This window comes from Aquamicrobium soli (genome assembly GCF_042646345.1).
GTDB classification, from domain to species: Bacteria; Pseudomonadota; Alphaproteobacteria; order Rhizobiales; family Rhizobiaceae; genus Mesorhizobium; species Mesorhizobium soli_A.
In genome coordinates this window covers 1-25,760 of sequence record NZ_JBHRTK010000035.1, presented here as the reverse complement: position 1 = coordinate 25,760, position 25,760 = coordinate 1, and the positions used below count along the sequence as shown (strand labels likewise).

The 25,760-nt window shown below is 64.8% G+C and carries 28 protein-coding genes; 15 read left to right on the top strand and 13 right to left on the bottom strand.

Annotation, left to right across the window (positions count from 1 at the left end):
- Nucleotides 1-80: 80 nt before the first annotated feature.
- On the bottom strand, nucleotides 81-905 hold the full coding sequence (locus ACFOHJ_RS24410) for a VOC family protein (protein WP_378225685.1): 825 nt from the start codon (nucleotides 903-905) through the stop codon (nucleotides 81-83).
- A 180-nt stretch (nucleotides 906-1,085) separates the two neighbouring features.
- Here ACFOHJ_RS24410 and ACFOHJ_RS24405 point away from each other — a divergent pair, with 180 nt between their 5' ends.
- On the top strand, nucleotides 1,086-1,634 hold the full coding sequence (locus ACFOHJ_RS24405) for an RBBP9/YdeN family alpha/beta hydrolase (protein ID WP_378225777.1): 549 nt from the start codon (nucleotides 1,086-1,088) through the stop codon (nucleotides 1,632-1,634).
- A 30-nt stretch (nucleotides 1,635-1,664) separates the two neighbouring features.
- On the opposite strand, the gene ACFOHJ_RS24400 is transcribed toward ACFOHJ_RS24405, so the two are convergent.
- A complete protein-coding gene (locus tag ACFOHJ_RS24400) occupies nucleotides 1,665-2,441 on the bottom strand; it encodes an HpcH/HpaI aldolase family protein (protein ID WP_378225683.1) in 777 nt (258 codons plus the stop codon).
- Between the two features lie 139 nt (nucleotides 2,442-2,580).
- Complete coding sequence (locus tag ACFOHJ_RS24395) at nucleotides 2,581-2,901, bottom strand: DUF1476 domain-containing protein (protein WP_378225682.1); 321 nt, start codon at nucleotides 2,899-2,901, stop codon at nucleotides 2,581-2,583.
- Nucleotides 2,902-3,159: 258 nt separating this feature from the next.
- Between ACFOHJ_RS24395 and purC the strand changes: the two genes are divergently transcribed.
- From purC to ACFOHJ_RS24360, 7 genes are read left to right on the top strand one after another with little or no spacing between them, the layout of a single operon-like run.
- Nucleotides 3,160-3,954 (top strand): phosphoribosylaminoimidazolesuccinocarboxamide synthase, encoded by a 795-nt coding sequence (gene purC / locus ACFOHJ_RS24390; RefSeq protein ID WP_378225680.1) that lies wholly within the window; start codon nucleotides 3,160-3,162, stop codon nucleotides 3,952-3,954.
- Nucleotides 3,955-3,983: 29 nt separating this feature from the next.
- Nucleotides 3,984-4,226 carry a phosphoribosylformylglycinamidine synthase subunit PurS gene (gene purS / locus ACFOHJ_RS24385; RefSeq protein ID WP_378225678.1) on the top strand — a complete coding sequence of 81 codons (243 nt, stop codon included), beginning with the start codon at nucleotides 3,984-3,986 and terminating at the stop codon, nucleotides 4,224-4,226.
- Between the two features lies 1 nt (nucleotide 4,227).
- Entirely contained in the window at nucleotides 4,228-4,896 is a 669-nt protein-coding gene (gene purQ, locus ACFOHJ_RS24380; protein WP_378225676.1) for a phosphoribosylformylglycinamidine synthase subunit PurQ, read from the top strand.
- 41 nt (nucleotides 4,897-4,937) lie between these two features.
- On the top strand, nucleotides 4,938-5,351 hold the full coding sequence (locus ACFOHJ_RS24375) for a hypothetical protein (protein ID WP_378225675.1): 414 nt from the start codon (nucleotides 4,938-4,940) through the stop codon (nucleotides 5,349-5,351).
- 3 nt (nucleotides 5,352-5,354) lie between these two features.
- Nucleotides 5,355-5,987, top strand: coding sequence for a Pr6Pr family membrane protein (locus ACFOHJ_RS24370; protein WP_378225673.1), 633 nt, complete (start codon nucleotides 5,355-5,357; stop codon nucleotides 5,985-5,987).
- Nucleotides 5,988-6,005: 18 nt separating this feature from the next.
- Nucleotides 6,006-8,234 carry a phosphoribosylformylglycinamidine synthase subunit PurL gene (gene purL, locus ACFOHJ_RS24365; protein WP_378225671.1) on the top strand — a complete coding sequence of 743 codons (2,229 nt, stop codon included), beginning with the start codon at nucleotides 6,006-6,008 and terminating at the stop codon, nucleotides 8,232-8,234.
- Nucleotides 8,235-8,249: 15 nt separating this feature from the next.
- Entirely contained in the window at nucleotides 8,250-8,483 is a 234-nt protein-coding gene (locus ACFOHJ_RS24360) for a BolA/IbaG family iron-sulfur metabolism protein (RefSeq protein ID WP_378225670.1), read from the top strand.
- Nucleotides 8,484-8,598: 115 nt separating this feature from the next.
- On the opposite strand, the gene ACFOHJ_RS24355 is transcribed toward ACFOHJ_RS24360, so the two are convergent.
- The gene (locus tag ACFOHJ_RS24355; RefSeq protein ID WP_378225775.1) at nucleotides 8,599-9,810 is read right to left on the bottom strand and encodes a hypothetical protein; all 1,212 of its coding nucleotides are present in this window, start codon (nucleotides 9,808-9,810) and stop codon (nucleotides 8,599-8,601) included.
- 263 nt (nucleotides 9,811-10,073) lie between these two features.
- On the opposite strand from ACFOHJ_RS24355, the gene grxD reads away from it, so the two are divergent.
- Both grxD and ACFOHJ_RS24345 read left to right on the top strand, forming a co-directional pair.
- Nucleotides 10,074-10,409 carry a Grx4 family monothiol glutaredoxin gene (grxD, locus tag ACFOHJ_RS24350; protein WP_378225668.1) on the top strand — a complete coding sequence of 112 codons (336 nt, stop codon included), beginning with the start codon at nucleotides 10,074-10,076 and terminating at the stop codon, nucleotides 10,407-10,409.
- Nucleotides 10,410-10,513: 104 nt separating this feature from the next.
- The gene (locus ACFOHJ_RS24345) at nucleotides 10,514-11,758 is read left to right on the top strand and encodes a multidrug effflux MFS transporter (RefSeq protein WP_378225666.1); all 1,245 of its coding nucleotides are present in this window, start codon (nucleotides 10,514-10,516) and stop codon (nucleotides 11,756-11,758) included.
- Between the two features lie 7 nt (nucleotides 11,759-11,765).
- Here ACFOHJ_RS24345 and ttcA read toward each other — a convergent pair whose 3' ends face one another.
- The 6 genes from ttcA to ACFOHJ_RS24315 form a co-directional block, all read right to left on the bottom strand.
- Nucleotides 11,766-12,563: a tRNA 2-thiocytidine(32) synthetase TtcA gene (gene ttcA / locus ACFOHJ_RS24340; RefSeq protein ID WP_378225773.1), complete on the bottom strand. Its 798-nt coding sequence runs from the start codon at nucleotides 12,561-12,563 to the stop codon at nucleotides 11,766-11,768.
- 34 nt (nucleotides 12,564-12,597) lie between these two features.
- Entirely contained in the window at nucleotides 12,598-13,275 is a 678-nt protein-coding gene (locus tag ACFOHJ_RS24335; protein ID WP_378225665.1) for a hypothetical protein, read from the bottom strand.
- Between the two features lie 152 nt (nucleotides 13,276-13,427).
- Nucleotides 13,428-14,045 carry a 30S ribosomal protein S4 gene (rpsD, locus tag ACFOHJ_RS24330; protein WP_378225663.1) on the bottom strand — a complete coding sequence of 206 codons (618 nt, stop codon included), beginning with the start codon at nucleotides 14,043-14,045 and terminating at the stop codon, nucleotides 13,428-13,430.
- Between the two features lie 248 nt (nucleotides 14,046-14,293).
- Nucleotides 14,294-14,482, bottom strand: a complete 189-nt coding sequence (locus tag ACFOHJ_RS24325; RefSeq protein ID WP_378225661.1) for a DUF3008 family protein — start codon at nucleotides 14,480-14,482, stop codon at nucleotides 14,294-14,296.
- 62 nt (nucleotides 14,483-14,544) lie between these two features.
- A complete protein-coding gene (gene murI / locus ACFOHJ_RS24320; protein WP_378225659.1) occupies nucleotides 14,545-15,336 on the bottom strand; it encodes a glutamate racemase in 792 nt (263 codons plus the stop codon).
- Nucleotides 15,329-16,171, bottom strand: coding sequence for an RNA methyltransferase (locus tag ACFOHJ_RS24315; RefSeq protein ID WP_378225657.1), 843 nt, complete (start codon nucleotides 16,169-16,171; stop codon nucleotides 15,329-15,331). Before ACFOHJ_RS24315 ends, murI begins: the two co-directional genes overlap by 8 nt.
- A 281-nt stretch (nucleotides 16,172-16,452) precedes the next feature.
- Between ACFOHJ_RS24315 and ACFOHJ_RS24310 the strand changes: the two genes are divergently transcribed.
- From ACFOHJ_RS24310 to aqpZ, 3 genes are all read left to right on the top strand, one after another.
- Nucleotides 16,453-17,124 carry a hypothetical protein gene (locus ACFOHJ_RS24310; protein ID WP_378225656.1) on the top strand — a complete coding sequence of 224 codons (672 nt, stop codon included), beginning with the start codon at nucleotides 16,453-16,455 and terminating at the stop codon, nucleotides 17,122-17,124.
- A gap of 129 nt (nucleotides 17,125-17,253) precedes the next feature.
- Nucleotides 17,254-18,465, top strand: a complete 1,212-nt coding sequence (locus tag ACFOHJ_RS24305; RefSeq protein ID WP_378225655.1) for an NADP-dependent isocitrate dehydrogenase — start codon at nucleotides 17,254-17,256, stop codon at nucleotides 18,463-18,465.
- Between the two features lie 193 nt (nucleotides 18,466-18,658).
- Nucleotides 18,659-19,381 (top strand): aquaporin Z, encoded by a 723-nt coding sequence (gene aqpZ / locus ACFOHJ_RS24300; protein WP_378225653.1) that lies wholly within the window; start codon nucleotides 18,659-18,661, stop codon nucleotides 19,379-19,381.
- 119 nt (nucleotides 19,382-19,500) lie between these two features.
- On the opposite strand, the gene alaS is transcribed toward aqpZ, so the two are convergent.
- From alaS to ACFOHJ_RS24285, 3 genes are all read right to left on the bottom strand, one after another.
- Nucleotides 19,501-22,161: an alanine--tRNA ligase gene (gene alaS, locus ACFOHJ_RS24295; protein ID WP_378225652.1), complete on the bottom strand. Its 2,661-nt coding sequence runs from the start codon at nucleotides 22,159-22,161 to the stop codon at nucleotides 19,501-19,503.
- A 197-nt stretch (nucleotides 22,162-22,358) separates the two neighbouring features.
- Complete coding sequence (gene recA / locus ACFOHJ_RS24290) at nucleotides 22,359-23,456, bottom strand: recombinase RecA (RefSeq protein WP_378225650.1); 1,098 nt, start codon at nucleotides 23,454-23,456, stop codon at nucleotides 22,359-22,361.
- 55 nt (nucleotides 23,457-23,511) lie between these two features.
- Nucleotides 23,512-23,643, bottom strand: coding sequence for a hypothetical protein (locus ACFOHJ_RS24285; RefSeq protein ID WP_378225648.1), 132 nt, complete (start codon nucleotides 23,641-23,643; stop codon nucleotides 23,512-23,514).
- Nucleotides 23,644-23,709: 66 nt separating this feature from the next.
- Between ACFOHJ_RS24285 and ACFOHJ_RS24280 the strand changes: the two genes are divergently transcribed.
- The gene (locus ACFOHJ_RS24280) at nucleotides 23,710-24,654 is read left to right on the top strand and encodes a carbohydrate kinase family protein (RefSeq protein ID WP_378225646.1); all 945 of its coding nucleotides are present in this window, start codon (nucleotides 23,710-23,712) and stop codon (nucleotides 24,652-24,654) included.
- 21 nt (nucleotides 24,655-24,675) lie between these two features.
- Nucleotides 24,676-25,593, top strand: a complete 918-nt coding sequence (locus ACFOHJ_RS24275) for a pseudouridine-5'-phosphate glycosidase (RefSeq protein ID WP_378225644.1) — start codon at nucleotides 24,676-24,678, stop codon at nucleotides 25,591-25,593.
- Nucleotides 25,594-25,760 lie beyond the last annotated feature (167 nt).

Below are 25,760 nucleotides of genomic sequence, written 5' to 3'. Positions count from 1 at the left end.
CGCCGGGATCCGGCAAGTGAGCGCCACCCCTCCCCTACCTGCCGGCATCCTCTCCCCGTAAATGGGGTGAGGAAAGCAACTCAAGCCGCGGCCACAGCTTTGTCCGCCACCGTCCTGATCACGGTACCCCAGGGGTCGCGCTTTTCGCCGGCGAGCGATGCATCGGCCGACCGCAACTCGACCCACGACAGGCCGCTGCGCGAGGGGTCGCGGGGTCCGGCGCCGGGGCTTTGCCAGATGTTGCCGGCGATGTGGTGGTGATAGCCGCCGGAGGACAGGAACACCGCCTGCTCGCCGTATTTCGCCACCGTGTCGAAGCCGAACGCCTGGTGCCAGAAGTTTTCCGCCTCGTTCGGGTTGCCGACGCGCAGGTGTACGTGGCCGACGACGGTGTTTTCCGGCGCGCCCTGCCAGCCGCTGTCGCCGGCGGGAATGGAGCCGACGACGCCCGGAACGTCCATGCGCGCGGTCGCCATCTCGACCATGCCGTCGTTCCAGGCCCAGCCTTCATGCGGCCGGTCGGCATAGATTTCGATGCCGTTGCCCTCCGGGTCGGTCAGGTAAAGCGCCTCGCTGACGATATGGTCCGAAGCGCCCTCGATGCGGATGCCGTCGGCGATCGCGTGGTTGATGAAGCGGCCGAGATCGGCGCGCGAAGGCAGCAGGAATGCCGTGTGGAACAGGCCGGCGCCGCGCGGATCGTCCGGCCTGGCGGCAGCGTCGCGCTCCAGCACCAGCAGCGGCCGGCCAGGCGAGCCCAGCGTGATCGTCTCGCCGTCGCGCGACAATTCCTGCAGGCCGACGACGGTCCGGTAGAAATTCGCGAGGCTGTCGGCATCGCGGGCCTTGAGCCCGACGCGGGCGACGCTGACGGGCGTGGTAGCGGCAAAAGGCAGTTGGCTCATGACGGGCTCCTTGGGCAGCACGCCCATTGCGCCACCCCCATGGGTAGCTCCTTGCCCCTTTAGATCGACCATCGCCAGCGTTCACACAAGATAGCTAAAAGCGAACATCGTGTTCACCTTTTTGCCATCCTCATCGAGACCGGCGTTGCGCGCCACCCATCGGGCGGCTACATGCGCGCCATGAAAGTCAAGGACGCAGACATCCTCATCGTGCCGGGCTACACCAATTCCGGCCCGGATCACTGGCAGACCCGTTGGCAAGGACGGCTCTCCACCGCGCGCCGCGTCGAGCAGGCCGAATGGTCGAAGCCCGTGGTCGCCGACTGGACGGCCAATGTAGCCAAGGCGGTGAACGAAGCCGTCAAGCCTGTGGTCGTCGTCGCCCATTCGCTCGGCGTGCCGGCAGTCATCCAGGCGCTGCCGCAACTCTCCAACGCCATCGCCGGCGCGTTGCTGGTGGCGCCGCCCGACGTCGCCAACCCGGCTATCCGGCCGCGCCACCTGATGACCTTCGGCCCCTACCCGCGCGGCAGGCTGCCGTTTCCGTCGATCATGATCGCCAGCCGCAACGATCCCTTCTGCGGCTTCGAGGTGGCGCACAACCTTTCGAAGGCGTGGGGATCGCTGTTCATCGATGCCGGCGAGGCCGGCCACATCAACACCGCCTCCGGCCACGGCCCATGGCCGGAAGGGTCGATGGTGTTCGCGCAATTCATGGCGCAACTGTAGCCGGCAGCGGCTTCTTCCGGCCGCCGGCCGCTATTTGCCGTTCACCGATTTCCTGACATCGGCCAGCAGCGTCCTGGCGCCGATCTCGATCAGCGTATGTTCCGCGCCCATGGCCAGCAGCCCATAGCCCATCTTCGCCATCCGGCCGGCAATCGCCGGGTTGACGATGTAGATCGCGGTGTATTTTTCGGCCGCCTTCGCCCGCGCGGCAATCGTGGCGACCGTCTCCATCATGGCTTCCAGCGTCGAATCGACGGTGCCGCCATTGGTCCAGGCGATGGACAGGTCGGACGGGCCGACGAAGATGCCGTCGATGCCCGGAACGGCGAGAATGTCGTCCAGCGCATCCAGAGCGGCGCGCGTCTCGATCATGGCGAAGGCCAGCGTGCGGTGGTTGCTTTCGTGCAGCCACTCGGCCTGGTCGCCCCGGCCGTGGCGCGGGAAGGCAAAGGTCGGCCCCCAGGAGCGCCCGCCGAGCGGCGGATATTTCATGGCGGCGGCGAGGGCCTGGGCATCGGCCACCGAATTCACCATCGGGGCGATCACCGCCTCGGCGCCGAAATCGAGCGCTCGGCTCGCCATGTCGAAGCGCCCGACCGGAATGCGCACCAGCACCGGCTTGCCCGCCGCCTGGAGCACCGGGACCGAACGCAGCACGCTGTCTTCGGTATGGCCGCCATGCTGCATGTCGAGGGTAATGGCATCAAACCCCTGCCGGGCGACGATTTCCACCGTCAGGGCATCGGGCACGCCCGACCAGGCCGTGTAAAGGGTTTCACCGGCCGCCAGCCGTGCTTTCAGCGTCATGTTCGTCTTCCTCGTGAGCCTGGCCTTCCTGAATTGATTCCAGTTTCGCCCGGAAAACCATGGAAAGGCAAAGAAAAACCGCCCGCTAGATGCGGGCGGTGATTGAGCCAGGCAACGACCGCCAGGCGGCCGGGCCGGTTCAGGCGTTCCTGATCTGCTCGACTGCGGTCGCCATCAGTTCCTCCATGGTGCGGCGGATCTGATGGTCCGACTGCGCGACCCCGGCGGCGTCGAAATCCTTGCGGATCTTGCGGAAGACGTCGTGATCGCCGGCTTCCTCGAAGTCGGAATTGATCACTTCCTTGGCGTAGGCGTCGGCTTCGGCGCCGCTCTTGCCAAGCTTTTCGGCGGCCCACAGGCCAAGCAGCTTGTTGCGCCGGGCGACAGCCCGGAATCTCTGTTCCTCGTCCAGCACGAACTTGCGCTCGAAACCCTCCTGGCGGTCTTTCATGTCGTTCATGATGCGGCACTCCAGCTGCTTGCGATTCGGTGACGATAGATATGGTGCTTCAATCAAAAACCAAAAGGCCGCCGATCGGTCAATACGCCCGTGGTGCGCGGTGTCTCGTCTTTGGCCACCGAAAGCGGTGCGTGGGCCCAATTGCCGATTGAGCAAACCGTGCGTTTGGGCTAGACCGCCGATTGAAATACGCCGCCGCATCCATATTTCATGCAAGGCGCCGTCCGTTCGGCGCCTGCCCAGACCTCAGAGACAATTATGAAAAATCGCCGCCGCATTTATGAAGGCAAGGCCAAGGTTCTCTATGAAGGACCCGAGCCGGGAACGCTTATCCAGTTCTTCAAGGACGACGCGACGGCTTTCAACGCCAAAAAGCACGAAATCGTCGACGGCAAGGGTGTGCTCAACAACCGCATTTCCGAGTACATCTTCAACCACCTCAACCGGATGGGCATCCCCACTCATTTCATCCGCCGCCTCAACATGCGCGAGCAGTTGATCAAGGAGGTGGAGATCATCCCGCTCGAAGTCGTGGTGCGTAACGTCGCCGCCGGCTCGCTGGCCAAGCGCCTCGGCATCGACGAGGGCACGATCCTGCCGCGCTCGATCATCGAGTTCTACTACAAGGCCGACGCGCTCGACGATCCGATGGTGTCGGAAGAGCATATCACCGCTTTCGGCTGGGCTTCCCCGCAGGAACTGGACGACATCATGGCGCTCGCCATCCGCGTCAACGACTTCCTCTCGGGGCTGTTCCTGGGCGTCGGCATCCAGCTCGTCGATTTCAAGATCGAATGCGGCCGGCTGTTCGAGGGCGACATGATGCGCATCGTCGTCGCCGACGAGATTTCGCCCGACTGCTGCCGCCTGTGGGACGTGGCGACGCAGGACAAGATGGACAAGGACCGCTTTCGCCGCGACATGGGCGGGCTGGTCGAGGCCTACCAGGAAGTGGCGCGCCGGCTCGGCATCATGAACGAGAACGAGCCGCCCCGCCCGGCCGGCCCGGTGCTGGTCTCGTCCAGCGACGCGCCGAAGGGCACCAAGCATTGAACGGCAACGCGACAGGAAAGTTGAACAGCGTGATCAAGGCCCGTGTCATCGTAACCCTCAAGAACGGCGTTCTCGACCCGCAGGGCAAGGCGATCGAGCACGCGCTGTCGGGCCTCGGGTTCGACGGCGTCGGCTCCGCCCGCCAGGGCAAGGTGTTCGACCTCGAGCTTTCCGGCACCGACAGGGCCAAGGCCGAGGCCGACCTCAAAGCCATGTGCGACAAGCTGCTGGCGAACACGGTCATCGAGAACTACGCGGTGGAGATAGCCTGAATTGAAATCAGCCGTCGTCCTCCTCCCCGGCCTCAATCGCGACCGCGACCTGATCGCGGCGCTGACCAAGATTTCCGGCACGCCGCCGGTCACCGTCTGGCAGACCGACACGGAAATTCCGGACGTGGACCTGATCGCCATCCCGGGCGGCTTCTCCTATGGCGACTACCTGCGCTGCGGGGCGATCGCGGCGCGCATGCCGGTGCTGAAAGCCGTCGCCGAGAAGGCGGCCAAGGGCGTCATGGTAATCGGCGTGTGCAACGGCTTCCAGATCCTGGTCGAGGCAGGCCTTTTGCCCGGCGCGCTGATGCGCAACGCCTCGCTCAAATTCGTCTGCCGGCAGGTGAAACTCCAGGTTGCCAACGCCAACACGGCCTTTACCCGCAACTACCAGCCCGGCCAGGTCATCCGCTGCCCGGTGGCGCACCATGACGGCAACTATTTCGCCGACGCCGAGACGCTGGCCCGCATCGAGGGCGAGGGCCAGGTCGTGTTCCGCTACGCCGAAGGCACCAACCCCAACGGCTCGATCAACGACATCGCCGGCATCGTCAACGCACGCGGCAACGTGCTCGGCCTGATGCCGCACCCCGAGAACCTCATCGAGCATGCCCATGGCGGCTCCGACGGGCGGGCGCTGTTCGAAGGCGCGCTGGGGATCGCGGCTTGAAGGCCATCATCGACAGCCAACGGCCCAGCGCGGGTGCAGCAATGAAGAAATCGCTTTTCGCCCTGCCGGCTGCCGCCGCGCTTGCCGCGCTCGCTCTCGCCGGCTGCCAGTCGAAGTCGAGCCACACGCCCGCCCCGCCTGGCAAGAGCGCCTCGCTGCGGGCCATGGAGCAGGTGGCGATCGCAGCGCACAAATGCTGGATCGCCTCCAAGGACCCGGCTTTCAAGGCCTACCAGATGGCCAACGAGCTGAACAATTTCGGCGGCACGCCGCGCTTCCTGCTGGTGCCGGCCAAGCACTATGGCGGCAAGCCGCTGCTGGTGGTGCAGGCGACGGGCGGCTCCAGCCGTGTCGAGGTGTTCGGACCCCTGATGTCCGAACCGCTCGGCGCGCGCATCGGCGCCGACATCGCCCGCTGGCAGGCCGGCGGCAGCGATTGCGGATCGAGCGCCTAGCCGATGTCGCGGGTGTTGCAGATCGCCGGACTGGCCGCGGGGCTGATCGGGCTCGTCCTGCAGTTCTTCATAACCATACCCATGTCGATGGACGCCGGACGCAGCCTTTCGGGTTCCGTCGTGTTCTATTTCAGCTTCTTCACCATCCTCACCAATATCGCCGCCGTCCTGGTCCATATGTCGCTGTTGTCGCCGGCCGGCTATGCCTGGCTTCCCGCCTTCGCCGGTCCGAAAGTTCGCGCCGGTACAGCGGTGTCGATCACGCTCGTGTTCATCGTCTATGTGACCATGCTGGCGCGGCTTTGGGCGCCCGAGGGGCTGTTCCTCGTCTGCGACATCCTGCTGCACTACGTCACGCCGCTGCTGTTCGTTCTGTGGTGGCTGCTTGACGGCACGGACGGCTCCACGCGCTGGGCCGACATTCCCTTTTGGATGCTTTATCCGGTCGCCTATCTCGTCTACGCACTGGCGCGAGGGAGAATAGCCGGTGAGGTGCCCTACCCGTTCCTCGACGTGGCAACCAACGGCGTTGCGGGCGTCGCGATCTCCGCTGCGCTGGTGACGGCGCTTTTTCTTGTGCTGTGCGTTCTCGCCGTCCTTGCGGACCGTGGCATTTCCCGCTTTAGGGCGGCCTAGGATCAAATGGAAAGTCCAATGACCGTTTCCAACACCGCTCCGATCACTCCCGAACTGATCGCCGCCCATGGGCTGAAGCCCGACGAATACCAGCGCATCCTCGACCTGGTCGGGCGCGAGCCGACCTTTACCGAGCTCGGCATCTTCTCGGCGATGTGGAACGAGCACTGTTCCTACAAGTCGTCGAAGAAGTGGCTGCGCACGCTGCCGACCACGGGCGACGTCGTCATCCAGGGGCCGGGCGAGAATGCCGGCGTGGTCGACATCGGCGACGGCGATTGCGTGGTCTTCAAGATGGAGAGCCACAACCACCCCTCATACATCGAGCCCTACCAGGGCGCGGCGACCGGCGTCGGCGGCATCCTGCGCGACGTGTTCACCATGGGCGCGCGCCCGATCGCGGCGATGAACGCGCTGCGCTTCGGCGCACCCGACCATCCCAAGACCCGGCATCTGGTGGCCGGCGTCGTCTCCGGCATCGGCGGCTACGGCAACGCCTTCGGCGTGCCGACGGTCGGCGGCGAGGTCAATTTCGATGCCCGCTATAACGGCAACATCCTGGTCAACGCCTTCGCGGCGGGACTGGCGAAAACCAACGCCATCTTCCTTTCGGAAGCCAAGGGCGTCGGCCTGCCGGTCGTCTATCTCGGGGCCAAGACCGGGCGCGACGGCGTCGGCGGCGCCACCATGGCCTCGGCCGAATTCGACGATTCGATCGACGAAAAGCGCCCGACCGTGCAGGTCGGCGATCCCTTCACCGAAAAGTGCTTGCTGGAAGCGAGCCTCGAACTGATGGCTTCCGGCGCGGTCATCGCCATCCAGGACATGGGGGCCGCCGGCCTTACCTGCTCGGCGGTGGAAATGGGCGCCAAGGGCAATCTCGGAATCCTGCTCGACCTCGACACCGTGCCGGTGCGCGAGGATCGCATGAGCGCCTATGAGATGATGCTCTCGGAAAGCCAGGAGCGCATGCTCATGGTGCTCTCCCCTGAAAAGGAGGCCGAGGCCAAGGCGATCTTCGTCAAGTGGGGCCTGGATTTCGCCATCGTCGGCAAGACCACGGACGACCTGCGCTTCCGCGTCGTGCACCAGGGCGAAGAGGTCGCCAACCTGCCGATCAAGGATCTGGGCGACAAGGCTCCCGAATATGACCGCCCCTGGGTCGAGCCGGCAAAGCCGCAATCGCTTGCCGCCGGCGACGTGCCGCAAGCCGATGTCGCCGACGCGCTGCTGAAGATGCTGAACGGGCCGGACCTGTCGTCGCGGCGCTGGGTGTGGGAACAGTATGACACGCTGATCCAGGGCAATTCGCTGCAACTGCCGGGCGGCGACGCCGGCGTGGTGCGCGTGGAAGGCCACGCCGCCAAGGCGCTCGCCTTCTCCTCCGACGTGACGCCGCGCTATTGCGAGGCCGATCCGTTCGAAGGCGGCAAGCAGGCGGTGGCCGAGTGCTGGCGCAACCTGACGGCGACGGGCGCCCTGCCCCTTGCCGCTACCGACAACCTCAATTTCGGCAATCCCGAGCGCCCCGAGATCATGGGCCAGCTGGTCGCGGCGATCCGCGGCATCGGCGAGGCCTGCCGCGCGCTCGATTTCCCGATCGTGTCGGGCAACGTCTCGCTCTATAACGAGACCAACGGCCAAGGCATCCTGCCGACCCCGACCATCGGCGGCGTCGGCCTGATCCCGGACTGGTCGAAGATGGCGCGCATCGGATTTACCGGCGAAGACCAGCCGATCCTGCTCGTCGGCGCGCCGGAGGGACGCTGGGGTTCGCATCTCGGCCAATCGATCTACATGCGCGATCTCCACGACCGGGGCGACGGCGCGCCGCCGCCGGTCGACCTCGCCCACGAAAAGAAGGTCGGCGATTTCGTGCGCGGCCTGATCCGCAACGGCGACACGGCGGCCGTGCACGACCTTTCCGACGGCGGGCTGGCGGTGGCGCTCGCCGAAATGGCGATGGCTTCCGGCATCGGCGCAACCATTAGCCAGCCGGAAGGAGGCGACGCGATCGCCGAATTCTTCGGCGAGGACCAGGGCCGCTACCTGGTGGCGTTGGCGTTCCCGACCTCGGACAGGCGCTTCGCCGATCTTGAAGCGCGCGCCAAAGAGTTGGGCATATCCGCCACCGTCATCGGCACCACCGGCGGCCGCGAATTGAAACTCGGCAAGGCGCATGCGATATCTCTGGGAGAACTGAGCACCGCTCACGAATCCTGGTTCCCCCGCTTCATGGGAAATTGATCGAGGAATAAACGCATGGCCATGGACGCGCGCGACATCGAAAAAATGATCAGGGAAGGCATTCCGGACGCCAAGGTGACGATCCGCGACCTTGCCGGCGATGGCGAGCACTACGCGGCGGAAGTAGTGGCCGAAAGCTTTCGCGGCAAGAGCCGCGTGCAGCAGCACCAGATGGTCTACGAGGCCCTGAAGGGCAACATGGGCGGCGCCCTGCACGCGCTCGCCCTGCAGACCAGCGCGCCGGACTGACAGCCAGCCTGCTCCAGCACGGCTCTGTTTTCACCAAGTGAGCAGAGCCGCGCTATCTCTTTGTTTTAGCCGTATTTCCAGGCGCAAGTCCGTTCACGCTTTTGCTGGAAACGCTTCAGCCGGAGAGGGCGGAGGTGACCTTTTGCGAGGGCGCCGGCGCTATCGAGCCGTCCGCTTCCAGCGGCGCAAGGTTATCGGCCGAGAACCTCGCGAAATCCTGCGCGGCGAAGGGGCCGGCGGTCATTAGGGTAAAATCATAGGTGGCGCGCCGATCCGGGCCGAGCACGTACTGGCGGTGCATGCGCAAGAAATCCCGCTTGATGCGGCGATAGCGCTCGGGCGTCACCATGTGCTTGAAGCGGATGAACAGGATTTTGGCCTGCGGCAGCGCCGCGAAGCCGGCCGCCTTCACAACTTCGGTCCTGTAGAAGCTGATGACGTCGGTCAGGCACTGCACCTCCAGCCAGAAGACGTCGGGACACTGCGCGATGACGCCGACGCGGCGGCGCAACTCGGTGGCCGGGCCCAGCAGCGAACATTGAAGCACCGCCCCGCCCAGCGTGGCGAACACGACCTTCTTGCCGGCAAGAAGCTGCGGCTCCCGCTCCAGCAGCATTCCGATGGCGTGCACGGCGACGGACGAGCCCATGCTGTGCGAGGTGACCACATATTCGTCCGCCTCTTCCTGGAACGCAGCGCGGGCAGCCGCCACGCATTCCTCCAGCCGGGCATTGGGCGGCGCGTCGTCCAGCCTGGCCAGCGAAACGGCGAGGCCCCAGTCGTCGAACTGGTGCAGGGTATGGATGTTTTCCGCAACCGGCAGAAACACCCGGAAGAACAGCAGCCCGGCCGCCGGCAGCGACCAGAGGAAATTCCACGCCGGAAAGCCAAGCAGCACCGGCAGCGACGCCAGCAACAGCAACGCTGCCGCCCCCAGCGCGACCAGCAGGAAGGGGAACAGGAAAAACAGGCCGAAGCGCCAGGCGTGACGGAAATAGCCGAACATGCCGCGATGCCAGATCACCTGCGCGGCACTCCGGTAGCCGGCGAGAACGCGTGCGAGCGGCGAGCGCGAGCGCAACGCCAGAATCAGCTCGTTATGGTCCAGCACATGGATCCGGCTTTCGGTCCGCCAGTTCGGGCCCGTCGCATCGACGCTGAAGGACGGCGCGAGCGGATTGCCGCCGAGCGGCGCGGTCTCCACGCGAAAGTTCCAGACCTGGGCGCTTTGCATGGCCGAGCGCGCGTAGCGGCTGCGATGGGCCTCGGCGTCCAGCGGCTCGAAGCCGGGAAAATGCAGGACGACCCGTTTCCTGATATGCGGCATGATGCCCCTTGGGTTGAACATCGACGCACAGCCCGTCGAGGCCTTCTTCCACTCTCCGGCGATTATCTGGTTCTTTTCCGCCTGGAAAGCAACGTATCTGTTCGCGCCTTGAAAATAGCGGCGAAAAGGGCGCGCGAGCGCCTTCCATCAGGGTTTTTGATCCGTCGAAAACCAAAATGCTATGGAATTACCGAGGCTACATGTTATCTAAGGGGCAATCATGCAACCCGGGCCTTGAACCCGGACGATCAAGGGATTCTGCCATGAGCGCCATCAGCGATTATATCGACAGCCAGGTGAAGAGCAGCGACGTCGTGCTGTTCATGAAGGGTACGCCGGGCTTCCCGCAGTGCGGCTTCTCGGGTCAGGTCGTCCAGATCCTCGACCACATCGGTGCCGACTACAAGGGCGTCAACGTTCTCGATTCGAACGAGCTGCGCCAGGGTATCAAGGAATATTCCAACTGGCCGACCATTCCGCAGCTCTACGTCAAGGGCGAGTTCGTCGGCGGCTGCGACATCGTGCGCGAGATGTTCCAGTCGGGTGAATTGCAGAGTTTTCTGACCGAAAAGGGTGTCAGCCTCAAGGGCGCGGCATAAGCAATCGATCGGGCGCCCCCACCCGATCTACGCTTCACTCCCCTTTCGGGACAGACGATGCGCCGGCCAACCGGCGCATTTTCATTTGAAGAATTGGACCGGTTATGGATCAGCGACCGCAAGCGCCGCAACAAGAGACGAGACTGCCTATTCCGCGCTGGGAATTCATCGCGCTGTGTGCGGCGCTGATGGCGCTCAACGCGCTGGCGATCGACATCATGCTTCCCGGCCTGCAACAGATCGGGGCCGCACTTGGCGTCGAGAACCCCAATCACCGGCAGTATGTCATCACCGCCTATATCATCGCCTTCGGCATCGCGCAGTTGGGCTTCGGGCCGATCTCGGACCGGTACGGCCGGCGCGGCCCGCTGCTGATCGGGCTCGGCATCTACATCCTGGCGGCGTTCGCGGCGGCCATATCGACCGACTTCTGGACCTTGCTGGCCTGCCGCTTCATGCAAGGGGCCGGTGCGGCGGCAACGCGGGTGATCGCCATCTCCGTCATCCGCGACTCCTTCGGCGGGCGGCGCATGGCCGAGATCATGTCGCTGGTGTTCATGGTGTTCATGGCCGTCCCCGTGGTCGCGCCCGGCCTGGGCCAGATCATCATGATCTTCTCTACCTGGCACCTGATCTTCGCCGCGATGGGCGGCGGCGCGCTCTTGATCACCTTGTGGACGTTCCTGCGGCTGCCCGAGACGCTGCACCCAGAGTTCCGGCGTGCGCTGACCGTGCAGGCCATCACCGGCGGCTTCGGCATCGTGCTCTCCGACCGGGCCGCGCTTTGCTACACGCTGGCCGGCATGTTCACCTTCGGCGCGCTGTTCGGCTTCATCAACTCCGCCCAGCAGGTCTATGTCGACATCTACGGGCTGGGCGCGTGGTTCCCGGTCATCTTCGCCGCCGTCGCCAGCCTGATGGCGGTCTCCAACTTCCTCAACTCGCGGCTGGTGGGGCGCTTCGGCATGCGCCGGCTGTCCCAGGGCGCGCTACTGGCCTTCATCGCCGTCAGCGCGCTGTGGTTCGTGCTTTCGCTCATCGGCCCGGTGCCGTTCCCGATCTTCATCACGCTGTTCACGCTCGACATGCTGCTGTTCGGCCTGCTCGGCTCGAACTTCAACGCGCTCGCCATGGAGCCGCTCGGCCATGTCGCCGGTACGGCTTCTTCTGTTCTGGGGTTCACGCAGACCTTCGGCGGCGGCGTCATCGGCACCTTCATCGGCCAGATGTTCGACGGCACCGTGATGCCGCTGGCGGCCGGCTTCTGCGGGGTTTCGATCGTGGCCTTCCTGATGGTCGTGCTCGCCGAGCGCGGAAAGCTGTTCCAGCCGCATAACCCCGCGGTCTGAGCCGCTGTCAGCCGGGCAATGCCAGCCCGGCGAAGTCGAACAGGCCTCGGTCGAGCAGATGCGAGGGCCGCACGTTGGTCAGCGCGCGGATCATCGTATCCTTGCGGCCCGGCATCTTCTTCTCGATGTCGTCCAGCATCGCCTTCATGATGTTGCGCTGCAAGCCGTCCTGCGAGCCGCACAGGTCGCAGGGGATGATCGGAAAGCGCATGGCCGCCGCGAGCCTAGCGAGATCGGCCTCCGCGCAATAGCTGAGCGGGCGCAGCACCATCACGTCGCCCTCGTCGTTCAGTAGCTTGGGCGGCATGGCGGCAAGCCGGCCGCCGTGAAACAGGTTCATGAAGAAGGTTTCGAGAATGTCCTCGCGATGGTGGCCGAGCACCAGCGCGGCACAGCCCTCCTCGCGGGCGATGCGGTAGAGATGGCCGCGCCGAAGCCGCGAGCAGAGCGAGCAATAGGTGGTGTTTTCCGCCAGCTTGTCGGTGACGATGGAATAGGTGTCCTGATACTCTATACGATGCGCGACCGCGTTTGCGTTCAGGTAATCGGGCAGGATGTGCTTGGGAAAATTGGGCTGTCCCTGGTCGAGGTTGCAGGCAAGCAGGTCTACCGGCAGCAGGCCGCGCCATTTGAGGTCGAGCAAAAGAGCGAGCAGCCCGTAGGAGTCCTTGCCGCCCGACAGCGCCACCAGCCAGCGCTCCCCCGGCCGCACCATGGCAAAATCTTCGAGCGCCTGGCGCACCTGCCTGAGCAGGCGCTTGCGCAGCTTGTTGAACTCTACCGAGGCCGGAGCCTGCGCAAACATCGGGTGAAAGCCGCCCTCCCCTTCAAGGATGCCTTCATGCTTCACCGTTCGTGCTCTCTCTTCTCGTGCTGAAATAGGCCAGGATCGCCAAGGCGGCAAAGATGGATATCCCCATTTCCAGCGTCTCTTCCACTTTTTCAAGGAATTCAGCATTCGCGACGCTGATCGGAAGGCCAATTCTCTCAAGAGTGCCATAGGCGCCGTCCAGGCCTTCCGACAGCAGGATCATGGCAATCGACAGTGCGGCGGCAACGCCTACCGGGTCGAACCGGCGCAGACGCGCGACGAAAGTCCGGCCATGCACGAAGATGACGTGGAGCACCGCCAGGCCGATCAAGGCCAGAGCAAGAAACGCCAGAACCTTCTCCTGGAGCGGCACGTCGCCGGACAGGAAAAAGCGCGTTTTGGTAATGCTCATCGTGGTGAAGCGTGTGTGGAAATCGAGTTCCCGCAACATCATCGCCAACAGCACCACCATCAGGCTGAGAGCCCGCGTGAAAGCGAACTTCACACCGCCCAGCGCGACGATCAGCACCATGCACAAGGCATAGCCGATCGGCGAAAGCGCTTCGATCGGTCCGCTTTCCCGGAACAGCGGATTGAGGTGGCCGCCGACATCCGAGGGATTCAGGATGATGATCAGCAACTGTACGGCCAACAGCCCCGCCATCAGGGCGAAGTAACGGCCCATGCCCTTATCCAGATTGTCCATTCGATTCAGAATCCTCGCCACCCGCAAACCGGGGCCAGCGACCATGTTTCAGATAAGCCGGCAACAAAATAGTCGATAGTCGACAGGCTTATAAACGACAAAAGCCGCCTTGCGGCGGCTTTTGCACTGGAACCCTATTCCAGCCGAAACGATCAGCGCGAATAGAATTCGACGACCAGGTTCGGCTCCATCTGCACCGCGAACGGCACGTCGGACAGGCTCGGCACGCGCGCATAGGTCGCGGTCATCTTGTTGTGGTCGGCTTCGATGTAGTCCGGCACGTCGCGCTCGGCGAGGCTGACGGCCTCGAGCACGATGGTCAGCTGCTTGGACTTCTCGCGGACCTCGATGACGTCGCCCGGCTTGCAGCGGTAGGAACCGATATTGGTGCGCTTGCCGTTGACGTTGACATGGCCGTGGTTGACGAACTGGCGCGCGGCGAAGATCGTCGGCACGAACTTGGCGCGGTAGACGATGGCGTCGAGACGCGACTCGAGCAGGCCGATCAGGTTCTCCGAGGTGTCGCCCTTGCGGCGGTTGGCCTCGTCATAGGCCTTGCGGAACTGCTTTTCCGACATGTCGCCGTAGTGGCCCTTCAGCTTCTGCTTGGCGCGCAGCTGCAGGCCGAAGTCGGAAAGCTTGCCCTTGCGGCGCTGGCCATGCTGGCCGGGGCCGTATTCACGCTTGTTGACCGGGGACTTCGGGCGGCCCCAGATGTTTTCGCCAAGACGGCGGTCAATCTTGTATTTCGCGGATTCGCGCTTGCTCATCGCATTCCCTTTTCAAAACGGTGCACCCGAAACCTCATGTTTCCGGGTGAAGGAAACGCGCCCTCCTCTGGCCTCCGTTTTCGAGACCTGACAGGGCTTTCACCGCGCGCAGCGGCCAAAACCCACGGGACACGTCAAAAGAAAGCGCCGAGCGCGATGGCCCGGTGCTGGCGGGTGGATAGACTGCCCGCCCGTTCGTGTCAAGCGTATCCGGCAGGTTCGGCAACCGCCGCGGGCGACCGGAATGGTCAGTCGTCCTTCTTCTTCTTCGGCAGCCCCTTGCGCTTGGTTTCGGCGAATTCCTCGAGCTGCTTTTCGCTCATGGATTCGTACATCTCGCGCGAGGCGCCTTTCAGTTCGCTCTTCTTGGTCTCGCCGCGCTTGGCGGAAAGGGCCGCGCCGGCGGCCATCTGCTGGGCCTTGGAGGTGGCAGGCATGGGTTTTCTCCCTTGCTGTTGAGCAAGGGAAACGCCCGGCCCCGTGTGACGTTCCGTGAAAATCAGGCCGGCTTCAACCCGAAGCCATGGATCAGCCGGCGGGTGGCGAAATCCAGCGTCCCCGAGGTGAAGACCGCGATGTCGTCGCCGGCATGGGAGATGCTGGTCGGGCGGCGGCCGCCGAGCAGCGACAGCGCGCGCCGCGCGATGGCTTCCGCCGGGTCCAGCCAGTCCACCGGCCAGGGCGCGGTCTTGCGCATGCGGTTGACGAGAAACGGATAATGCGTGCAGGCGAGCACGACGATGTCCGTGCGCCGCCCGTCCTGCTCGATGAAGCAGGGCGCGATTTCCTGCCGCACCAGATCCTCGTCGACGAAGCCGTCGCGCAGGTAGATCTCGGCAAGGCGGGCCAGGTTCTGGCTGCCGACCAGCCGGACATGGCATTTCGAGGCCCATTGCGTGATCAGGTCGCGCGTATACTGGCGCTTGACCGTGCCTGGCGTGGCCAGCACGGAAACCAGCCCGGAGCGCGTGCGCTCCGCCGCCGGCTTGATCGCCGGCACCGTGCCGACGAACGGCGTTGCCGGGTAGGCCTCGCGCACATCGGCCAGCACCAGCGTCGAGGCGGTGTTGCAGGGGATGACGAACAGCTCGGGGTCGTATTCGCCGATCAGTTCGCCGACCAGTTTCACGATCCGCGTCCGCAGCGCGCCTTCCTCCCAATCGCCATAGGGAAAGGCGGCGTCGTCGGCGACATAGACGAAGCGGCGATCCGGCATCAGCACCCGCGCCTCGCGCAGCACGGTGAGGCCGCCGACACCGGAATCGAACATCAGGATCGGCTTGTCAGCCACGGCTCTTGTCCTTCTCCCCGGAGGGCTCGCCGTCGCCACCGGCCCTGCGCCCGCCCACCGTGCCGCGCGGCGCGTTGGGCGAAAAGCGATCGAGCGAAGCGACGATGCCGTGCAGCACCTTCAGTTCCGGCTCGGCAAAGCCGGGGCGCGTCAGCACGGCGCGCAGGTTGTCCACCATCTTCGGTTTCTTGGTGGGCGGGCGGAAATAGCCGCGCGCATCGAGCGCGGCCTCCAGATGGTCGAACAGGCTGTGCAGTTGGGCCTTGGTGGCGGGCTGCATTTCGGGGGTGGCGAAATTGGTGTCCGTTTCGGTTTCGAGCCCGGCCTTGCGCCACTCATAGGACATCAACAGAACCGCCTGGGCGATGTTGAGCGAGGAAAAGCCGGGATCGACCGGAAAGGTGACGATCTCGTCGGCCAGCGCCACCTCTTCGTTATAGAGCCCGAAGCGCTCGCGCCCGAACAGGATGCCGGTGCGCTCCCCGGCCCTGTCATGGGCCCGCAGCATCCGCCCCGCCTCCACCGGCCCGCGCACTTCCTTGAAGCCGTCGCGCTGGCGCGCCGTGGTGGCGAAGACAAAGTTGAGGTCGGCCACCGCCGTTTCGAGATCCTCGAAAACCCGCGTGCCGTCGATGACATGATCGGCCCGGCTGGCGGAGGCGCGGGCCTTGTCGCTCGGCCAGCCGTCGCGCGGATTGACCAGCCGCAGTTCGGCCAGCCCGAAATTGGCCATGGCGCGCGCCACCATGCCGATGTTTTCGCCGAGTTGCGGCTCGACGAGGATGATGGCCGGTCCGGCGGCCGGCGTTTCAATGGAAGCTTCAGTGGCTGGCATGATGTTCAGAAGACTGCAAATTGCGGCGTTTCGACGTTCCCTGCCACATTCGGCCGTGAAAATGAAGCTTTTGCAAAAGCTGGCGCCCGTGGCCTGCCGGTCGTTCAAAATTTAGGCTGCCGAAGCGGCAAATCTTTACGGCTCGGCGATAGGACCGGGCCATGGCAGATGACATGACGAGCCCTGTCGCCTATCGCCGCCTGGCCCGGCCGTCGTGGCAGACCGGATTCGGTCCGTATCTGCTTGTCGAATCCATGCCCTGGCTTTTCCTGGCCATGACCATGCGAACGATCGCCGTCGCCCAACCGACCCCGGTAGCCTGGCTGCTTTTCATCGGAGCCCAGTTCGTGTTGCTGGTGGCGTTTTCGATCGCCAGCGGGCGAATGATCGCCATTGCGGGCGGCATCACCATGCTGCGCAGCCTTTCGATGCGCGAGCAGTGGCTACTTTCATGGGCCGTGGTCTGGCGCACGTTCGTGGTCGGGATGATCGCAAACTATATCGCGAGGCGGGCCGGCATGAACGTGAACGAGGCCGGACAGCTCGTGTTCGGCTTCGACGGAGTAGCCTTCAACAGGCATTTCGACGTGATGCTGTTGTGGAGCCCCGTGGTAGCTTCGCTCGCCTTCCTGCTGGTGGTCGAAAAAGGCATGGGCAGGCGGGCTACGCTTCGGGGCAGCCTGCGTTCGCTGCTGACGCGCTGGCGCCATATGCTGGCCGCCGTTTTAATCATCATACCCTGCGTTTTTATCCTCAACCTGCTGCAGCGTTTCGTCGGGCCTGGCGTCGGCCGATTCGTGAACGGGTTCCTGCCCGACAGGCTCATCGTCTTCGCCGTAATCTGTTTCCTGTTCGTGTTCGCCTTCGCACGGCTGTGGCTAACGGTCGCCCTGCTCACTTATGCCTTGCGCCGGTCCTACCGCGAAGCGGGCCGAGACAAGCCGGAACAATAGCGCCGCCCTCGCACTTCGTTGCGTTTGCGCCTGCCCGGACGCTTTGCTATAGGGGCCTCACCCTCGGTCAGCCCCTTCCCCGGAAAGACCGTTCCGTTCTCCTTTTTTCAGACAACGAGGCAATTTTTCATGGCGAAGATAAAGGTGGCGAACCCGGTCGTCGAACTCGACGGCGACGAGATGACCCGTATCATCTGGCAGCTCATCAAGGACAAGCTGATCCACCCCTATCTCGACATCAACCTCGACTATTACGACCTCAGCGTCGAGCATCGCGACGCCACCAACGACAAGGTCACCGTCGATGCGGCGCACGCCATCCAGAAACACGGCGTCGGCGTGAAATGCGCCACCATCACGCCGGACGAGGCGCGCGTGGAAGAGTTCAAGCTGAAGCAGATGTGGAAGTCGCCGAACGGCACCATCCGCAACATCCTCGGCGGCACCATCTTCCGCGAGCCGATCATCATGAAGAACGTGCCGCGGCTGGTGCCGGGCTGGACCAAGCCGATCATCGTCGGCCGCCACGCCTTCGGCGACCAATACAAGGCGACCGACTTCCGCTTCCCCGGCAAGGGCAAGCTCTCGATCAAGTTCGTCGGCGAGGACGGCAAGGTCATCGAGCACGATGTTTTCGACGCGCCCGGCGCCGGTGTGGCCATGGCCATGTACAACCTCGACGAATCGATCCGCGAATTCGCCCGCGCCTCGATGAACTACGGCCTGCTGCGCGGCTATCCGGTCTACCTTTCGACCAAGAACACCATCCTCAAGGCCTATGACGGCCGCTTCAAGGACCTGTTCCAAGAAGTCTACGACGCCGAGTTCAAGGCCGAGTTCGAGAAGCGCAAGCTGACCTACGAGCACCGGCTGATCGACGACATGGTGGCGTCGAGCCTGAAGTGGTCGGGCGGCTATGTGTGGGCCTGCAAGAACTACGACGGCGACGTGCAATCCGACACGGTGGCGCAGGGTTTCGGCTCGCTCGGCCTGATGACCTCGGTATTGATGACGCCGGACGGCAAGACCGTGGAGGCCGAGGCCGCGCACGGCACCGTGACCCGGCACTATCGCCAGCACCAGAAGGGCCAGGAGACCTCGACCAATTCGATCGCCTCGATCTTCGCCTGGACGCGCGGGCTCGCCCACCGCGCCAAGCTGGACGACAACGCCGACCTGAAGCGCTTCTCCGAGACACTGGAAAGGGTCTGTATCCAGACGGTCGAGGGCGGCTTCATGACCAAGGACCTGTCGCTGCTGATCGGCCCCGACCAGCCGTGGCTTTCCACCACCGGCTTCCTCGACAAGATCGACGAGAACCTACAGAAGGCCATGGCCTGACCGGCCGGCCTGGCCGCAACGCAAAGCCCCGGAGCGATCCGGGGCTTTTTTCATGAATAGAGCTTTGCTCTGTGAAGGCGCCGACCGGCCATGCGGGCAGCAGGATGCGCCGGCGCACCTCCATAGGTGTGCTTCCCGCCTGCCTCGACTCAGGGTAGCCTCCATAAGGTAAACCCGCCTTTGAGGAGGAAACATGCAAAAGAAGATAGCAGCCGAGTTTCTCGGCACTTTCTGGCTTGTGTTTTGTGGTTGCGGTAGCGCCGTTCTGGCAGCGGCGTTTCCTGATGTCGGCATCGGCCTTCTGGGTGTCGCGCTCGCCTTCGGCCTGACAGTGGTTACCATGGCGTACGCCGTCGGCGGCATTTCCGGCGGCCATTTCAATCCGGCCGTGTCGGTGGGCATGGTCGCGGGCGGGCGCATGCCGGCCGGCGAGCTTCCCGCCTACATCATCGCCCAGGTGGTCGGCGCCGTGGTGGCGGCCACCGTTCTCTATGTCATCGCCTCGGGCAAGGCCGACTTCAGCGCCGGCGGTTTCGCCTCGAACGGCTATGGCGATCTATCGCCGGGCAAATACTCGCTGCTGGCGGGCCTGATGATGGAAATCGTGATGACGGGTTTCTTCATCTTCGTCATCCTGGCGGTGACCAGCCCGCGTAACCCCTCCCCCGGCTTTGCCCCGCTGACGATCGGGCTCACGCTGACGCTTATCCACCTGGTGTCGATCCCGGTGACGAATACGTCGGTCAACCCGGCCCGCTCGACCGGCGTCGCCCTGTTCGCACAGACCGGCGCCGTGGGGCAGCTCTGGCTGTTCTGGCTCGCGCCGATCGTCGGCGCGATCATCGGCGCGCTGGTGTGGCGGTCAGTCTTCGACGATCCGGCCGAGGCCAGCCTGGGCGTCGCGCCGGCGGAATGAACGAGGCCGTTCCGCCAGAGCCAAACGATCTTAGGTCGAATCGACCTGAGATCTGAATCCGTCTCTGAAAGGATGCCCTGAACAAACCGGGAGGCGGCCTGCCGCCTCCCTTTTCTTTTTCAGGCCGACAACGCCGCCTTGACGGCATCGATGGCGGCCTGCGCCTTGGATGCATCGGGCCCGCCGGCCTGCGCCATGTCGGGCCGGCCGCCGCCGCCCTGGCCACCGAGCGCGGCGGACGCAAGCCGCACCAAGTCGACGGCGTTGAAGCGGCCGGTCAGGTCGGCGGTGACGCCGACCACGACGCTGGCCTTGCCTTCGGTATCGCCGACCAGCACGACCACGCCGGACCCCAGCTTGCCCTTGCCTTCGTCTGCGAGCGACTTCAGGTCCTTCGGCGCGACGCCGGAAACGGCCTTGCCGAGGAAACCGACGTCGCCGACCTTCTCGGTCTCCGCGCCGCCCTGTTCCGCGCTGCCACCGCCCATGGCGAGCTTCTTGCGGGCATCGGCAAGTTCGCGCTCCAGCCGCTTGCGCTCGTCCAGCAACGCCTCGACCCGCGCCGGCACCTCGGCCGGCGAAATCTTCAGCACCGCCGCCGTCTGCTTCAGCCGGCGCTCCTGTTCGTCGAGATGGTGGCGCGCGGCCTCGCCGGTCAGCGCCTCGATACGGCGTACGCCTGCGGCGACCGGGCTGTCGGAAACGATGCGCACCAGGCCGATATCGCCGGTGGCCGAGACATGGGTGCCGCCGCACAGCTCGATCGAGTAAGGCCGGTTGGCCTTGTCGCCATGGAGGGCCGTGCCCATCGACACCACGCGCACCTCGTCGCCGTATTTCTCGCCGAACAGCGCCATCGCCCCCTCGGCGCGCGCGTCGTCCACCGACATCAGCCGCGTGGTGACCGGGCCGTTCTGGACGACGATCTCGTTGGCGGTCTGCTCGACCTTTTCCATTTCCTCGGCCGAAATCGGCTTGTTGTGCGAAATGTCGAAGCGCAGCCGCTCCGGCGCCACCAGCGAGCCCTTCTGCGCCACATGGGTGCCCAGCACCTCGCGCAGCGCCTCGTGGATCAGGTGCGTGGCCGAATGGTTGGCCCGCAACCGCGAGCGGCGGGCGTGGTCGACTTCCAGCTCGACCGCCGCGCCAGCCTTCACCGTGCCGCTCACTACCTTGCCGAAATGAATGAACAGGCCGTCGGCCTTCTTCTGCGTGTCGGTGACCTCGATCGAAAAACCGTCGCCGGCGATGCGGCCCGTATCGCCCATCTGGCCGCCGGACTCGCCGTAGAACGGCGTCTGGTTGACGATGACGGCAACGGTGCCGCCGGCCGTGGCCGCGTCGACTTCCTTGCCGTCGCCGACCAGCGCCAGCACCACGCCTTCGGCCTTCTCGGTGTCGTAGCCGAGGAATTCGGTGGCGCCCAGCTTCTCGCGCAGAGCGAACCAGATCGTTTCCGTCGCCGCTTCGCCCGAGCCCGCCCAGTTGGCGCGGGCCTCGGCGCGCTGGCGCTGCATGGCATCGTTGAAGCCGTCGAGGTTGACGGAGATGCTACGCTGGCGCAGCGCATCCTGCGTCAGGTCGAGCGGGAAGCCGTAGGTGTCGTAGAGCTTGAACGCCGTCTCGCCGTCCAGCATCTCGCCGGCCGCCATGCCTTCGGACGCCTCTTCCAGCAAATGAAGGCCACGCGCCAGCGTCTTGCGGAAGCGCGTCTCCTCCAGCTTCAGCGTCTCGGTGATCAGCGCCTCGCCGCGCACCAGCTCGGGATAGGCCTGGCCCATTTCGCGCAGCAGCGCCGGCACCAGCTTCCACATCAGCGGCTCGCCGGCGCCCAGCAACTGGCCGTGGCGCATGGCGCGGCGCATGATGCGGCGCAATACGTAGCCCCTGCCCTCGTTGGACGGCAGCACCCCATCGGCGATGAGGAAGCAGGACGAGCGCAGGTGGTCGGCGATGACGCGGAACGACGCGGTGTTTTCCTTGTCCGGGCCGCGGCCGAGAGCGGAAGCCGTCGCGTCGATCAGGTGGCGGAAAAGGTCCGTCTCGAAAACGGCATCGACGCCCTGCATGATCGAAGCCATGCGCTCCAGCCCCATGCCGGTATCGATGGACGGACGCGGCAGGTCGACACGCTCCTCCTTCGTGACCTGCTCGTACTGCATGAAGACGAGGTTCCAGAACTCCAGGAAGCGGTCGCCGTCCTCCTCCGGGCTGCCGGGCGGGCCGCCCCAGATGTGCTCGCCGCGGTCGATGAAGATTTCCGAACAGGGGCCGCAAGGCCCGGTGTCGCCCATCGCCCAGAAATTGTCCGAGGTCGGGATGCGGATGATGCGGTCGTCGGAAAAGCCGGCGATCTTGTGCCAAAGGCGCGCGGCCTCGTCGTCGGTGTGGTAGACGGTGACCAGCAGCTTGTCCTTGGCGAGACCGAATTCCCGCGTGATCAGGTTCCAGGCGAGCTCGATCGCGCGTTCCTTGAAATAATCACCAAAGGAGAAATTGCCGAGCATCTCGAAATAGGTGAGATGGCGCGCGGTGTAGCCGACATTGTCGAGGTCGTTGTGCTTGCCACCGGCGCGAACGCATTTCTGCGCCGTGGTGGCGCGCGAATAGGCGCGCTTCTCAAGGCCGGTGAAGACGTTCTTGAATTGGACCATGCCGGCATTGGTGAACATCAATGTCGGGTCGTTGCGCGGCACCAGCGGGCTCGACGATACGACCTCGTGGCCTTCCTTGCGGAAATAGTCGAGGAAGGTCGACCGGATATCGTTCACGCCACTCATAAGATGCCGTCCTGTTCGAGAAACCGCCTTCAGCCGGCGGAAATGACAGGGCCTTTTAGCGGGCGCACCGCACCCTGTCCAGAAACACGAAACCGGCCGGCCCGACCGAGCGCAACGGATGCCGCAAAAGCAAACCGCCGACCAAGGCCGGCGGTGCGCACAGTGCAATCATCGGGGAAGGAGCCAGCCGGCAGGCGCTACATCGCGCCGGCATCTCCTTCAAAATCGTCGCCGTCGTCCCTCTCCGGCCCGCCGTTCTCCAGGAATTTTTCGGCGATCAGCCCGGCGTTCTGGCGGATGGCCAATTCGACCTCGCGCGCCGTGTCGGGATTGTCGCGCAGGAACTGCTTGGCGTTCTCGCGCCCCTGCCCCAACCGCTGAGAATTATAGGAGAACCAGGCGCCCGACTTCTCGACGATGCCGGCCTTGACGCCGAGGTCGATCAGTTCGCCGGTCTTGGAGACGCCCTCGCCATACATGATGTCGAACTCGATCACCTTGAAGGGCGGCGCCAGCTTGTTCTTGACCACCTTGACGCGGGTCTGGTTGCCGACGACCTCGTCGCGGTCCTTGATCGAGCCGATGCGGCGGATGTCGAGGCGCACCGAGGCGTAGAACTTCAGGGCGTTACCGCCCGTGGTGGTTTCGGGCGAGCCGAACATGACGCCGATCTTCATGCGGATCTGGTTGATGAAAATGACCATGGTGTTGGAGCGCGAGATGGAGGCGGTCAGCTTACGCAGCGCCTGGCTCATCAGGCGGGCCTGCAGGCCGGGCAGCGAATCGCCCATCTCGCCCTCGATTTCGGCGCGCGGCGTCAGCGCCGCCACCGAGTCCACCACCAGCACGTCGATGGCGCCGGAACGCACCAGCGTATCGCAAATCTCCAGAGCCTGCTCGCCGGTGTCCGGCTGCGAGATCAGGAGGTCCTCGAGATTGACGCCGAGCTTGCGGGCATAGACGGGGTCGAGCGCGTGTTCGGCATCGACGAAAGCGCAGATGCCTCCCTTCTTCTGGGCTTCAGCCACCGTATGCAGGGCAAGCGTCGTCTTGCCCGAGCTTTCCGGCCCGTAGATTTCAATGATGCGGCCGCGCGGCAGGCCGCCGACGCCGAGCGCGATGTCGAGACCCAGCGAGCCGGTCGGCACCGTCTCCACCTCGACGACCTCGTTGGCGCCGAGCCGCATGATCGAGCCCTTGCCGAATGCGCGCTCGATCTGCGACAGCGCCGCGTCCAGAGCCTTCGATTTGTCCACTGCTTTGTCCTCTACAAGCCGCAAAGTATTCTGAGCCATGATACATCACCCCGTGATCGTCAATGAAGGCCGGACAGCGCCGTGAACCTGCCTTTTATGTACTCTTTTTGTTCTCATCTGGCAAGAGATGCCAAGTCATTGATTTTGCATATTTATCAAGATTTGTTCTTTTTTTGTTTGCCGCAACTGCGGCCGATTGGCCGGGGAAGCGGGCGATGACGGCCATCCGAATCGCGTGCCATGCACCGCAGAATCGCTCGCGTGCCGAGGCCACCGAAGAGGCGTCGACGGCATGACAAGGTCCCCTCGCCTGCTGGCGTTCGGCGGCGCCCATATCGACCGGCGCGGCCGTGTGTCGGGCGCCTATGTGCCGGCCGCTTCCAATCCCGGCACGCTGCGCGAGGAGGTCGGCGGCGGCACGTTCAACGCGCTGCGCTGGGCCGTCCGGCGCGGGCTGGCGGCATCGCTCTGCTCGATACGGGGCGGCGACGATGCCGGCGATCGCGTGGCGCGCGCCATCGAGGCCGCAAGCATCCGCGACCTGTCGGCGGTCTTCCTCGATCGGACGACGCCGAGCTATACCGCCCTCATCGACGCCGAGGGCGAACTGATCGCCGGGCTTGCCGACATGGGGCTGTATGATCTCGCCTTCCCTAAGCAGATGCGGCGATCCAAGCTGAGGGAAGCGGCCGCGGGCGCGGATGCGCTGTTGTGCGACGCCAACCTGCCCACCGCCGCGCTGGAACGGTGCCTGGACCTCGCCGGCGGCAAGCCCTGTTTCGGTATTGCCATTTCTCCGGCCAAGATCGTCCGTTTCGTTCCCCTTCTCGACCGGCTGTCCATACTGTTCATGAACCGCCGGGAGGCAGCGGCCCTGACCGGGCAGGCTCTCGACACTCCGGGAGCGGAGTTGGTCGCGGCATTGCGCAAGCTCGATCTTGAGAGAGCCGTGGTCACCGGCGGCAGCGGGCCTCTGCTGGCATATGAGGCGGAAGGCGCTTTCACGATCACGCCGCCGGCGCTGCCCGCCATCGCCGACGTCACCGGTGCGGGCGACGCGCTGGCGGGAACCACGATTGCCGCGCTGATGCAGGGACAGGCCTTGCGCCCGGCCCTGCGCGAAGGCATTGCGGCGTCAATGCTCACGCTGGCGAGCACCGACGCTGCCCCGGGCTTTACCCCGGCTGCCTTTGCCAGGGCGCTCGCCCTTGTGCCCGAACCCGTGGAAGTGGCATGAAGGCGGCAGAACGGAGTTCCCATGGTCCCTGACACCGCACGCCCCTTCATCGATATTCTTGCCCCGGTAGCCGACGCGCTCGCCGCCGGCCGGCCGGTGGTGGCGCTGGAATCGACCATCATCACGCACGGAATGCCCTACCCCGACAACGCCGCCATGGCGGCGAGGGTCGAGGCAATCGTCGCGGAAGAAGGCGCGCTCGCCGCCACGATCGCGGTGGTGGACGGCCGCATCAAGATCGGCCTGTCGGACAGCGAGCGCGAGGCGCTGGCGAAGAGCCGCGACGCGATGAAACTGTCGCGCGCCGATCTCGGCTTCGCCGTCTCGCAGGGGCGCACCGGCGGAACCACCGTCGCCGCCACCATGATCTGCGCGGCGCTGGCCGGCATCAAGGTGTTCGCCACCGGCGGCATCGGCGGCGTCCACAAGGGGGCCGAGACCAGCTTCGACATTTCCGCCGACCTCGACGAATTGGCGCGAACGCCGGTGATCGTGGTTTCGGCAGGCGCCAAGGCGATCCTCGACATCGAAAAGACGCTGGAAGTGCTGGAAACGCGCGGCGTGCCGGTGATCGGCCACGGGACCGAGGTCATGCCGGCGTTCTGGTCGCGGCAGTCGCCCTATCGCGCCCCGCTGACGCTTCATTCGGCGAGGGAGATCGCTGACCTGTTCACGACCCGGCGGGCGCTGGGGCTGGAGGGCGGCATGCTGGTTGCCAACCCGGTGCCCGAGGCGGACGAGATTCCGGCTGCCGAAATGGCCGGCACCATCGCGGCCGCGCAGAAGGCGGCCGAGGAAGAGCACGTCGCCGGCAAGGCGGTGACACCGTTCCTCCTGTCGAAGATCCTCGAATTGACCGATGGCCGCAGCCTGAAAACCAACATCGCGCTGGTGGAAAACAACGCCCGGCTGGCGGCGCGGATCGCCAAGGCGCTGTAGCCGGAAGCAGGAGCGGCGCGGGACTTACGAACCCACGAAGACGCTGTCGGACAAGGAAATCTGCGAGTTCCGTGGGCTTCAGTACTCCCACCCCTCCCCACGAGGGGGCAGTGTTTACATTGGACTCGTGATGAGGTGTCTGTTGAAGAACAGGGCGAGGGTTATGT